This is a genomic window from Flavobacterium chungnamense (genome assembly GCF_039539165.1).
Taxonomy (GTDB): domain Bacteria; phylum Bacteroidota; class Bacteroidia; order Flavobacteriales; family Flavobacteriaceae; genus Flavobacterium; species Flavobacterium chungnamense.
Map to the genome: position 1 here is coordinate 123,264 of NZ_BAABCS010000014.1, position 12,499 is coordinate 135,762.

At 30.6% G+C, this 12,499-nt stretch carries 14 protein-coding genes; 9 read left to right on the forward strand and 5 right to left on the reverse strand.

Annotation, left to right across the window (positions count from 1 at the left end; genetic code table 11):
* Positions 1-38: 38 nt before the first annotated feature.
* The gene (locus ABD771_RS06680) at positions 39-386 is read right to left on the reverse strand and encodes a DUF1801 domain-containing protein (protein WP_345092445.1); all 348 of its coding nucleotides are present in this window, start codon (positions 384-386) and stop codon (positions 39-41) included.
* Positions 387-1,757, reverse strand: a complete 1,371-nt coding sequence (locus tag ABD771_RS06685) for a M28 family peptidase (protein WP_345092448.1) — start codon at positions 1,755-1,757, stop codon at positions 387-389.
* Positions 1,758-1,844: 87 nt separating this feature from the next.
* Between ABD771_RS06685 and ABD771_RS06690 the strand changes: the two genes are divergently transcribed.
* The 9 genes from ABD771_RS06690 to creD all read left to right on the forward strand — a co-directional run bounded on the left by ABD771_RS06690 (position 1,845) and on the right by creD (position 7,409).
* The gene (locus ABD771_RS06690) at positions 1,845-2,468 is read left to right on the forward strand and encodes a hypothetical protein (RefSeq protein ID WP_345092451.1); all 624 of its coding nucleotides are present in this window, start codon (positions 1,845-1,847) and stop codon (positions 2,466-2,468) included.
* A complete protein-coding gene (locus ABD771_RS06695) occupies positions 2,455-3,117 on the forward strand; it encodes a YiiX family permuted papain-like enzyme (RefSeq protein WP_345092455.1) in 663 nt (220 codons plus the stop codon). The genes ABD771_RS06690 and ABD771_RS06695 overlap by 14 nt, the downstream gene beginning before the upstream one ends.
* 3 nt (positions 3,118-3,120) lie before the next feature.
* Entirely contained in the window at positions 3,121-3,417 is a 297-nt protein-coding gene (locus ABD771_RS06700) for a winged helix-turn-helix domain-containing protein (protein WP_345092459.1), read from the forward strand.
* A 50-nt stretch (positions 3,418-3,467) separates the two neighbouring features.
* Entirely contained in the window at positions 3,468-3,836 is a 369-nt protein-coding gene (locus tag ABD771_RS06705) for a ribosomal maturation YjgA family protein (protein ID WP_345092462.1), read from the forward strand.
* A gap of 1 nt (position 3,837) precedes the next feature.
* Positions 3,838-4,605 carry an oxygenase MpaB family protein gene (locus ABD771_RS06710; protein WP_345092465.1) on the forward strand — a complete coding sequence of 256 codons (768 nt, stop codon included), beginning with the start codon at positions 3,838-3,840 and terminating at the stop codon, positions 4,603-4,605.
* Positions 4,606-4,623: 18 nt separating this feature from the next.
* Entirely contained in the window at positions 4,624-5,079 is a 456-nt protein-coding gene (locus ABD771_RS06715; protein ID WP_345092468.1) for a hypothetical protein, read from the forward strand.
* Between the two features lie 2 nt (positions 5,080-5,081).
* Positions 5,082-5,735 carry a DUF1361 domain-containing protein gene (locus tag ABD771_RS14320; protein ID WP_425556453.1) on the forward strand — a complete coding sequence of 218 codons (654 nt, stop codon included), beginning with the start codon at positions 5,082-5,084 and terminating at the stop codon, positions 5,733-5,735.
* A gap of 4 nt (positions 5,736-5,739) precedes the next feature.
* Complete coding sequence (locus ABD771_RS06720; protein WP_345092471.1) at positions 5,740-6,048, forward strand: hypothetical protein; 309 nt, start codon at positions 5,740-5,742, stop codon at positions 6,046-6,048.
* A 68-nt stretch (positions 6,049-6,116) separates the two neighbouring features.
* The gene (creD, locus tag ABD771_RS06725) at positions 6,117-7,409 is read left to right on the forward strand and encodes a cell envelope integrity protein CreD (RefSeq protein ID WP_345092474.1); all 1,293 of its coding nucleotides are present in this window, start codon (positions 6,117-6,119) and stop codon (positions 7,407-7,409) included.
* 166 nt (positions 7,410-7,575) lie between these two features.
* Here the strand turns inward: creD and ABD771_RS06730 are convergent, their stop codons facing one another.
* From ABD771_RS06730 to ABD771_RS06740, 3 genes are all read right to left on the reverse strand, one after another.
* The gene (locus tag ABD771_RS06730) at positions 7,576-8,412 is read right to left on the reverse strand and encodes a hypothetical protein (protein ID WP_345092477.1); all 837 of its coding nucleotides are present in this window, start codon (positions 8,410-8,412) and stop codon (positions 7,576-7,578) included.
* Between the two features lie 92 nt (positions 8,413-8,504).
* The gene (locus tag ABD771_RS06735) at positions 8,505-10,271 is read right to left on the reverse strand and encodes an MFS transporter (protein ID WP_345092480.1); all 1,767 of its coding nucleotides are present in this window, start codon (positions 10,269-10,271) and stop codon (positions 8,505-8,507) included.
* A 26-nt stretch (positions 10,272-10,297) separates the two neighbouring features.
* On the reverse strand, positions 10,298-12,397 hold the full coding sequence (locus ABD771_RS06740) for a glycoside hydrolase family 97 protein (protein WP_345092484.1): 2,100 nt from the start codon (positions 12,395-12,397) through the stop codon (positions 10,298-10,300).
* Positions 12,398-12,499 lie beyond the last annotated feature (102 nt).

Below are 12,499 nucleotides of genomic sequence, written 5' to 3' on the forward strand. Positions count from 1 at the left end.
TAATAAAAAAGAGACTGAAATTCAGTCTCTTTTTTTGTTTAATATAATTCCGAAATTTCTTGAATGATTTCTATTAACATTTTATTATCAATTTCTTCAAGTGAAGAATACCTTAGTGATTTCATTATACTCCTATTCTCTATAATAAGATGTTCTTGATGATTTTTGATTTGAAAACCTTTTACAATTCCTAGGTCAACATACTTTCTTTTATGACTTACATTTATAAAACAAAAGGGTTTTCCTCTATAATAATAAAAAGGAATCTTCCATTTGTACAATAATTCTAAATCTTGAATTTGATTTTCAATTACAATTTGTAAATTAAAAATTATAGAACGATAAGGCTCTGGTTGACTTAAAATATATTCATCAGCAGGTTTCATCTACTGCAATCCATATTGATCAAACAAATACATTAAAGAAGCCATCGAAGCAGCTCCTAATTCTAATTCTCTTTTATTTACAGCATCAAAAGTATCATTTGCAGCATGATGATAATCAAAATAACGTTGGGAATCGGGTTGTAAAGCTACTTTTACAATCTTTTCAGACTTCAAAGGACCAATATCAACTCCAGTATGTCCTTTTCTAAAAATATGAATTAAATAAGGCTCAAATAAGTTCTTCCAAGTGGTGATTTTATCAAAATTAGAGTCATCCGCTTCAATTGAAAAACCTCTTGGTGAAAAGCCACCCGAATCACTTTCTAAAGCAAAAATGTGATTCTCATTATTCTTATTTGACAGTTCTTCATATTTTAATCCGCCTTTAACACCATTTTCTTCATTCATAAATAAAACAACTCTAATCGTATTTTTAGGTTTATAGTTCAATTTTTTAAATATTTCCAAAACCGCCATACTCTGAACACAACCTGCACCATCATCATGAGAACCATCACCTAAATCCCAAGAATCTAAATGCCCTCCAACTACCATTATTTTATTTGGATGTTCCGAACCCGTTATTTCACCTACAACATTGTAAGACAAAACATCTTCCAATATTTGGCAAGACTGTTTAAAATATAACTTTGCATTTGGGTTTTCTTTCAATAACTTACTTAACTCTTCTGCTCCATTTGTAGAAATTGCTGCTGCAGGAATTCGTTTATCAACTGAAATATCTTTGTAATTTGTTGAACCTGTATGAGGAAAATCATCCAATCTCAAATTCATGGAACGAACAATTACACCAACTGCTCCCAATTCGCCAGCTTCTCTTGCTCCAGAAGAACGTTGGTCAACGCAACTTCCATAAGCATGAAAAGTTTCAATAAACTCAGGATTCATTGGTCTGTTGAAAAATATAATTTTACCTTTCACTTTTTCAGTTCCTAAAGTTTTTAACTCCTCTAAACTTTTAACTTCAATTACATTTGCCAACAAACCATTTTTGGGAGTTGCAACCGACATTCCTAAAGCACAGATTGGAAAGGATTTTTTTTGCTTTCCAACTTGTAAATAGGCTACTTCCTTCTCACCTCTCACCCATTGTGTAACCATTACTTCTTGTAGATAAACTTTATCTAAACCCAAAAGCTCCATTTGTTGCTTTGTAAAAGTTACCGCTTTTGCTGCTCCTGCAGAACCTGACAAACGATGACCAATTTTATTTGACAAATCGTCTAACCATGGGTAAGCTTTACTTTCGGTTAAAGCAACTTTATAAATTTGTTTTAACATTGCCTCATCATTGGTTTGAGACAGCATTAAGGTAGAATTAACCAACAACAAAAAAACTATTTTCTTCATTTCTATTTATTTTATTTCAAAAATAAAGTAAAAAACATTTGGTTGAACAATTTTTATTTATTTACTTTGTACTTCAAAGTACTTTTTATGGAAAACGAAAAATATCTTAATGACATTTCTGAAATAAAAAACATGATGAACCAATCATCACGATTTATTTCGCTTAGCGGATTATCTGGTGTTTTAGCTGGAATTTATTCTTTAATTGGAGCATTTCTTGCATATAATACTATTTATTTTGACACCACTTCTATGGGTAATTATAAAAATCTAATCATCTCTCAAGATGCCATAAATAAACTTTTTATAATTGCTTTCTCCGTATTAATTTTATCAATAATAACAGGAATAGCATTAAGTATTAGAAAAGCAAAAAAAACAGAAGATAAAATTTGGAATGTTTCATCAAAAAGATTGGTTATTAACTTTGCAATTCCGTTAGCAACTGGTGGCTTTTTTATTCTATTTTTGATAGAGAAAGAAATGTTAAGTCTGGTTGCTCCATTGACCTTATTGTTTTATGGATTAGCCTGCGTAAATGCTAGTAAATATACACTTGGTGATGTACGATATTTAGGAATTACAATGATTATATTAGGATTACTTTCAACTTGGTTCTTAGGTTATGGCTTACTATTTTGGGCTTTAGGATTTGGAATTTGCCATATAATTTACGGTAGTATGATGTATTTTAAATATGATAGAAATTAATTCCATGAGAAAATCCATAAAAATAACACTAATCATTGTATCACTTTTTGCACTTTTCTATGTTGTTGCAATAAAGTCTTCAAATGAGGTTGAAAAAACATTTGCAATTTTAAATAAAAAAACACAACAAGCATTTAAAGATGGTGATGTTATATTTCAATCATCACAATCAGATCAATGTGAAGCTGTAAGAATTGCAACAAATTCAAAATTTTCACATTGCGGAATAATTTTTAATGAAAATGGAAAAAACTATGTTTATGAAGCCATTCAACCAGTAAAAAAGACATTGCTAAATGATTGGATTAAACATGGAATTGATAGTAAATACTTAGTAATGCGATTAAAAGATTCTACTCTTTTGGATAAATCTTCATTAGAAAAAATGAAATCTTATGGAAAGAATTTATTTGATAAAAATTATGATATCTATTTTGAATGGTCAGATGAAAACATTTATTGCTCAGAATATGTTTGGAAGATTTATAAAAATGGTGCTAACATTGAATTATGCAATTTAGAAGATTATCGTGTTAAAGCAATCTTGAGTGAGCGCTATGGTAAAAATATTCCCTTGAATGAGGATGTGGTTGCTCCATCTCAATTAGCTAAATCCAATAAATTAGTAACTATATTTGACAATTATTAAACTTTGAAAACCATCATACAAAATATCAACAAAGCCTTTGATCACCGAATTCGTTTGGGGATTATGTCGGTATTGATGGTAAACGAAAGCGCCGATTTTAATATGCTTAAAGAACTTCTTGGAGTAACTGATGGCAACCTCGCCTCTCATACCAAAGCTCTTGAATCTGAAAATTATATCCAAATTGAAAAACAATTTATTGGTAAAAAGCCCAATACAAGATACATTGCAACCAAAGAAGGAAAAAAAGCATTCAAAGATCATATTGATGCGCTTGAAAAACTACTATCAAAAAGTTAAACCTATTTTTTTATCTATACACTTTGAAAAACAAAGTACTTTTAATTATTATGGAAAACATAAAAACAAAATATCTAATCATCAGTTGTATCATTTTAGTAATAGAAATAATTATTGCATTGTTCGTAAACGACCAATTCATAAGACCAATATTTGGTGATTATCTTGCGTCAATTCTAGTGTTTTACTTATTAGCAACATTTCTGAAAACAGATTTGAATAAAATTGCAATTCTATCATTATTAATAAGCTATATAATTGAATTTTTACAATACATCCATATTCTCGAACTTCTTCATTTAGATAAAATCAAAATCCTAAATATCTTACTCGGAAACTCTTTTTCGTGGACTGATATACTTGCTTATACAATTGGAATACTGACTGTTGTATTAATTCATAACTATAAAAAAATATAAAATGAGCTATTTTGTTAATGAAAAATCGATAGTTAGAGAAATTTGGAAAAATACGGATGCAGTGCTATTAATTTTTGCTGGTTCTGCAGCAGAATTTACATTAAATAAAGCAGTTGATTGGTTGTACTTTACAGGAAAGATTCCGACAAATCCATTGGAACGATTGTTTTCTACCGTTGAATATGCTCAGAACATTGTCTTTGCAGAAAACGATTTGGCATTAGCAACAATTGATAAAATAACACAGATTCATCAAGGAGTTGAAAAAAGTCGTGGACAGACCATTCCGGATTGGGCTTATAGAGATGTACTTTATATGCTTATAGATTATTCGATTTGCTCTTTTGAATTGTTAGAAAGAAAACTAGAAACCCCAGAAAAAGAAGAAATTTTTGATGTGTTTTTTAGGTTAGGAATCAGAATGGGTTTGAAAAATTTACCAACCAACTATAACGATTGGTTAATTGACCGAACTATTCATCTAGAAAACAACTTACAAAAAGGAGAATTCACTATTCACTTATTTGAACAATATAAAAAGCATTTGGGTAATTCTAGATACTTCATTCTACTAGAAATTCAGAAAATCTTAGTTCCGAAAATAGTTTATAAAATGCTCTTTAAAACATCTAATTTTCCAACAAAAACACTTTTAAAACTATATAAATTCGGCAAGACATTAAAAGTAGATCATCTAGTAAAAGTGATTCTACTTCCAAAAAAACATAAAGAATCTATTACAAACATCGGAAAATACGAAACACTATAAACATCAATTATTGCGCCAATGAGAGATTTACTAATTGAAAAAATGTATGAATTAACCAAAAAACCGTATCAAAAATTCTTAAAAAAAGGAATCGCTTGGAACGTTACTCCAAAGGAGTTAATCAATTACAAAGAAGATAGTTTAGGTTTTCATTTGGGATGTTTTCTACTAAAATACAATTTCGAAATGCAACCAAAACTGGAAGACCATGACGTAATACATGTGCTAACAAACACAGGAGTTTCAGTAGTTGATGAAATTGCTATGCAATACTTTTTATTGGGAAATGGCAAAAAAAGTGCCTATTTATTTATGGTAATATGCATTGGAACTGTCTTCTATCCTACTAAAATCAAACATTTTATTCACACTTACAATCGTGGTAAAAAAGCACATCAATTTCATGATTTAGATTTTTATAAAATGCTAACCATTCCAGTTAAAACGATTCAATCAACATTTAATATTAAGTAACTATGAATAATTTATTTTCACTTTATGTTTTAAATAAAAAACAAAACAATTTTTTAATTTTCAGTTCGATAATTGCAGTTGCTTTACTTTTAATACGAGTAAAAATAACCCATTCATTTTATTTACTATTTCTTATTTGGAATTTAATTCTAGCGGTTATTCCCTATATAATTTCCAATTTCATAAAAATTGATTTTTCTCTAAAGAAATATAATTTCAAAAATCTATTTTTCATTGTGTCATGGTTGCTTTTTCTTCCAAACACCTTTTATCTTATTACAGATTTTGTGCATTTGAATAACACTAATTTGATACAATTTTGCTTCGATTTCATTTTGCTTTTAAGCTTTACAATTGCAGGATTCTATTTTGGGATACTTTCTATTTTCTCCATTCAGCAACAAATTCAATTTTTTTATACTTCAAAAACATCCTATTTATTTACAATTTCAATAAGCTATTTATGTGCCTTTGGCATTTATATAGGACGCTTTCTTCGTTTCAATAGTTGGGATATTATTAGTTATCCTCTTTTTTTGGCTGAATCTACATTCAATTGCCTTTTCGAAAATGAAACCTGGACATTCACTCTTGGATTAGGAACACTAATTTCTATAGCAAACCTATTATATATTAAATCAAAATCTAATATCTAAAATCATGACAAAAAAACAATACGAAAATGCTACAGGCATTTTCTCAACTCAATTAGCCATTGGATCATTCATTATAGGAACTATTCTATTGATTTTACATCTAATTAATCCAACTGGTGCTTTATTTGGCGTTGGAGCAATCTACCTACTTCTAGCATTTACTATCAATTTAATAATGCTACTCCGACTTGCCTATTTAGCTTTCACGCAAAAAAATCATCAAGACTATTTTACCATCAAAATACTAATTCTTTTAGCCAACATTCCCATTGCTTTTGTGTATTTACGAATCGTTGGTGAAACTTGGAAATAATCAATAACAAATTCAAAAAACAAATTCAAAAAACAAATTCAATATCAATCTAAAATTCAATTTCAATCATGGAAAATTATCAAAATCAACCTAAACAAGGTTTCTTTCAATCAACAACTGCCAAAATGATTATGGTAGGTTTGTTAACATTAGTACTATTAATTCCGTTGTTCTTTGTTCAAGACCTAATCTCTGAACGCAGTCAACGCCAAAAAGAAGTTGTTGCCGAAACCACTTCCAAATGGGGTGAAAGTGTCTATTTTTATGGCCCTATTCTAAAAATACCCTATAAAGACCCAATTACAAATCAAGTTGAAAATGCGTTTTTCTTTCCTGAAGAACTTTCAAATGTATCCAACACCGAAATCAAAACTCCATTGCAAAGAAGCATTTATAAATCGAATGTATTTACCACAAAAATGCAATTTAAAGGAAGCTATGACCAGCCAAAATTCTACAAAAAAAACATACCTAATGAAAATGTATTTTGGGATAAAGCCACAGTTATCATTCGAACCACTAATTTAAAAAGTGTGAACGATGAAGTAAAAATCAATATCGGAAGCAACAGTTTTACCTTTGAACCGGTTCACAACAACCAAAACAACGATTCTATAGAATCTCTTGAAACTGGCTACTTCAAATATAATGATTTGAAAAACACCAATTTCAACATGAGCATCACCTACAACGGAAGTAAAAGAATCAGCATTGTTCCTATCGGAAAAACTACTTCTGCCAAGATGACTTCTAATTGGGCATCACCTAATTTTAACGGAAGTTTCATTCCAAACGACAAGAAAATCAACAACAAAGGTTTCGATGCTACTTGGAAAATTCTACATTTCAACAGACCTTTCTCACAAGAAAATTTTGAGTTTTTACCAGAGCTAAGCAAATACTCTTTTGCAGTAGATTTCATTACTCCAGTAGACGAATATCAACAAAATGAACGCGCATCTAAATATGGGTTTCTCGTAATAGGTTTAACCTTTTTAATCTTTTTCCTAATTCAGTCCATCAGCAAAATTAGTATTCATATTTTTCAATATTGCATGATTGGAATTGCATTAATTATGTTTTATACTTTACTAATTTCCATCACAGAACACAGTTCCTTCAGCTTTGCCTATGCAGTTGCCGGAATCTCTGTTGTGGCTTTAATTTCGCTGTATTCCATATCCATTTTAAAAGATAAAAAATTCCCAACTTTCATTGCAATATCACTTTCTGTACTTTACACCTTTATTTATGTAATCATCCAACTTGAAGATTATGCACTTTTGGTAGGTAGCATCGGATTATTCTTAATACTTGCCTCAGTAATGTATTTCTCAAGAAAAATTGAATGGAATAAATAAAGATTAGGAGCGAATGGTTTGGGAACTCTTGGAAACCTTATTCCTGCTGCCTTTCCAAAGCTACTATTGCTGCCTTCGATAGCCTCAGGCAACAATAGTAGGCTTTTCCCTTGCATCAGGGCTAAACGACCAACCATTTAAATAAAAATAAAACTCCGAAAGAAAATTATTTTCCTTCGGAGTTTTTAATACTATCAAAAAGTTTAATTAAATTTTCATAAGATGCAACATTGGTAATTCTTATAATAATATTTGAATTGATAATTTCAATTTCTAAATCATTCTCAAAATTTATTGTTTTAAAATAATCCTTAATTGCATTTTCTTGGTGTGACTTTTTAATAATTTCTGTTTGATATTCTTTAATTACCTCCTTCTCCTCGTCAATAAAAACATCAATTATATTTTGAACAATTGGTTTCTTAAAAAAACAATAATGACCAAAAAAATTAAAATCTTTAATCCAAAAAACAATACTATAATTTTCTGTTCTTGAGCTATATCTACTATTATTAGACTTAGCTTTTATTGAAGCTATAAAAACTGACAATTGATTTTTATGATACGAGTTAGAGCAATGCCATTTTTCAAAACTTGAAAAAGTTATCGTTTCTTCAAGAAAATCTAATTCCGAATCGGTAAATAATTTAAACTTAAATCCATTATCTAATAAATGGTTTTTGATTAAAATAAACTCTCTCTCTAAATCACCATCTTCATAATAATATTTATTTAATACATATTCAGAAGTCCTTCTGTGTTTATCATAAAAAACTCCATCATCTGAAATTTCATCTGAATATTTGTAGTTATTTTGAGTTTCACTAACTTTTGCTTTTTCGCCAGTTAAAGGATCTTCAAACATTGATATAATTTCTTTATCAGAGAGGGTTTTCTTGTCTTTAAGAGCTATTTTTCTTTTCTCATCAGCTCGAACATACAATCGATTAATGATAAATACAACTATTACAATAGAAAGCAGAATTATTACGCGTGTTTCCATAGTACCAAAATATAAAAAAACTCCGAAAGAAACCTAAATTTCAATTGGAGTTTTGTATTTAATTTTAGTTAAAACAAACTAATTAAAACTAATTAATGACTGCCTTCTACTTCAATAGCGTCAACATCAATATTTTGTTTTTTCAGAATACCTTTCACCAAAACAGCAAATAAAGTTAAATAGGCAAAACAAACTACAGCAATAATATACGATTGATGAATTCCAATAATATCAGACAATTTTCCTTGAATTGGTGGAATAATTCCTCCTCCCAAAATCATCATAATTAAAAATGCTGAACCTTGAGAAGTATATTTTCCTAATCCGATAATAGACAAACTAAAAATGGATGGCCACATAATACTACAAGCCAAACCTCCAGCAAGGAAAGCATAGACAGCAATAGTTCCTGTTGTAAACAAACCAATTAACATGGCAACAATTCCAAAACTACCAAAAATCATTAAAGTTCTTGCAGGTTTGTCTTTACTCAAAAAGAAAGCTCCAATTTGCACCAATACACAAACTACATAATAATAAAGTGGTTGCATATCTTTTCCTGAAAGAATGTTAACTCCTAAAATAATTCCAAAAGCTACCAACGGAACAATGATTAAAGCTATTGTTTTTTTACTTCCTTGGAGATTAAAAACACTAATCGCTCCAGCCCAACGGCCAATCATCAAACTTCCCCAATACATAGAAATATAAGGCGCAATATCCGATGATTGTAAACTTCCAAATTCTTTTAATTTTAAAAGTTCACCAAGATTACTTCCAATAGCTACTTCTACTCCAACGTAGGTAAAAATAGCCAACATTCCCAACACCAATTGTGGGTATTGCATTGCACCCCAACCTTCAGAATTCTTTGTAGCCGATGTGTAAGAAAATAAAATCCCGCCAAGCACAACTAACAAAGCTCCTGAAAGCCAAAGCATTCTTCCTTGTTCTAATGGCTCCTGCAAAGATTTTATTTCTAATTGTTTTGCTACAATTTCATGATAAATAATGTCTTTAGCTCTATTACTGTCTTTTAATTCAACATTAATTAAATTATCTTTTTCTTTTGTTAAAGCTTCTATTTTCAAAGCTTCTTCACTTTTATAACTTTGAAAAACAGGTGTAAACATTACAGCTAGTAAAACCGTCATTACAACTAATGTACGTAACGCTTTATTTGCTTTTTCCATTGGCTCATTTGCAATACCACTTGGTACTTTTTTAGAAAAGTAAAACAAAGCTGCTGCTGCAATAAACAACAATCCAACACCAATATATAAAATCACAACTTTACTTAATTCTAAAGCTTTTATTTGCTCATCTGAAATTGATTTTGCCGTTCCAAACAATGCCAAAGCCACCACAATTGGACCAATAGTAGTTCCAAAAGAGTTGATTCCGCCACCAAGATTTACTCTACTTGCACCAGTTTTTGGGTCGCCTAATAGTATTGCAAATGGATTGGCTGCGGTTTGTTGCAATGAAAATCCTAAGGCTACAATAAATAATCCAACCAACATTCCGGCATAAATACTAGCCTCAACTGCAATAATCATTGCTCCAGCTCCAAGTGCCGAAAATAATAATCCGTACACAATACTTTTTTTGTAACCCCATTTTCCAACGATATCTTTACCAGACATATCGCCTAAAGCAAACAATAATAATGCGCCAACGTAATAAGCGGTGTAAAAAGCAAAATCAACCAACTGCGATTGAAATTGATCTAAAGAAAAATAACTTTTACAAAACGGAATAAAAATACTGTTTCCAGCAGCAATAAATCCCCAGAAAAAAAACACTGTAATCAGCGTATATAATGCAGGATAGTTTGTTTTAATTTGTTCTGAACTCATAAATTTTAGTTTGTTTGGTTTGGTTTTTAGTTTATTGGTTTGAAACTTATAGCAGTTCCGCCACCATTAGCCAAATTTAATTTAATTTTTGACTTAGAAGTAACTTCCATAGTTTTTATAGCATAAGATTTTGGATTATTTTTCCAATCGGCATCGGTACCATCTTGATAGATAATGGCTTGGTACTTTTTATTAGGTGATAAGAAATCTAATTTAATTTCTGTTTTACGAGCGTTTTCATCGGTAATTGCTCCTAAAAACCAACGTTCTCCATTTTTTTCTTTTCTCGCAACTGTCAAATAATCTCCAGGTTCAGCTTCAAGATATTTAGAATCTTGCCAATCTACAGCAACATCTTTTATGAATTGAAAAGCATCAGCATATCTTTCATAATTTTCAGGTAAATCAGCTGCCATTTGTAATGGTGAATACATCGTTACATATAGCGCTAATTGTTTTGCCAAAGTAGTATGAACTTGTTCGGTTTTGGTTTTATCGTAATAACTCATTTTGATTTCAAAAATTCCCGGAGTGTAATCCATTGGTCCACCTAATAATCTTGTGAATGGCAAAATGGTTTCGTGCATTGGCGGATTTCCGACAGACCAAGCGTTAAACTCATTTCCGCGAGCTGCTTCGGCTGCGATATAATTCGGATATGTTCTTGAATATCCTGTTGGACGAGAGCTTTCGTGTGAATTGACCATTAACTTATAATCAGCAAATCTTCTTGCAACAAAGTTAAAATGATTCACCATAGTTTGTCCATCGTGAAACTCACCACGAGGAATGATTCTACCAACATAACCCGATTTAGCCGCAGGATAACCATACTCTTTCATCAGATTTAAAGCTCTATCCAAATGTCTTTCATAATTTGCTACTGAACCTGAAGTTTCGTGATGCATTATCATTTTGATTCCTTTCGATTTGGCATAATCGTTAATTTCTTTCAAATTGTAATCCGGATAAGGCGTTGTAAAATCGAATACATCTTCTTTCCAATTGCCAAACCAATCTTCCCAACCTACATTCCAACCTTCTACCAAAACACCATCGAAACCATTTTTAGCAGCAAAATCTATATATCTTTTAGTGTTTTCTGTTGTTGCTCCATGTTTGCCTGAAGGTTTCAAACTTCCATCTGCAGCATTTTGTGCATTTTGCGAACCTGCATAATCCCAAGTTGATTTTCCAACGTGCATTTCCCACCAAACTCCAACATATTTCATTGGTTGTATCCAAGAAGTATCTTCAATTTTTGATGGTTCATTTAAGTTTAAAATCATTTTTGAACCTACAATATCTCTAGCGTCATCACTAATCATAATTGTCCTCCAAGGCGAAACACAAGGAGCTTGAAGATAGGCTTTATCTCCAATTGCATTAGGCACTAAATTAGAAGTTAATCCAAAGTTTTTGGTGTCAACATCTAAATGCATTATAGGATAATTAACAACAGCTGCTTCAAAAACATTGATGTAAATTCCGTCTGCCGATTTCATCATCAATGGCGATTGCACTCTGAAAGAACTTGCGATGGTCTTTACTCCTATTCCATTATTCAAATCCAATTTAGAATTGTCGATTTCGGATAATTTTGTTTCATTATAGGCATATTCTTGACTGTCATAATCACCAGGAATCCAAAATGCTTTGTGATTTCCTGCTAAATTAAACTGCGATTTTTCATCGGCAATTATGAAATAATTTAGATTTTTCTGCTTTGGAAATTCATAGCGAAAAGCAATACCTTCATCAAAAACTCTGAAAATGATGTTTATCCTTCTATCTGTTGATGGTTGCGAAAGTGCTACAGTCATTTCGTTATAGCTATTTTTAATATTGGATTGTTCACCCAAAACTGGTTGCCAAGTCTCATTAAAACTTTTTTGACCAATGCTGTCTATTCTGAAATTGGCCTCTAAACTTTTTGAATCTTTTATTGTAATTCCGAGTGTACTTTCCTTTATAATAGGTTTGGTTTTGTAACTAACGGAATAAGAAGGTTTTCCATCTGAAGACAATTTAAAACTTAACGAAATAGTTTTAGATGGTGAGGAAACATTCTGAGCTTCAACTGATAAAATTGAAATTAAGAACACCAATAAATGTAATTTTCTCATTTTTTATTATATTTTTTTATAAAAATACATTTTATCCTAAAAATAAATCGATTTCGTAATAATTAGTTATTAACGAAATCGATTTATTAAAATTCAGTTTTG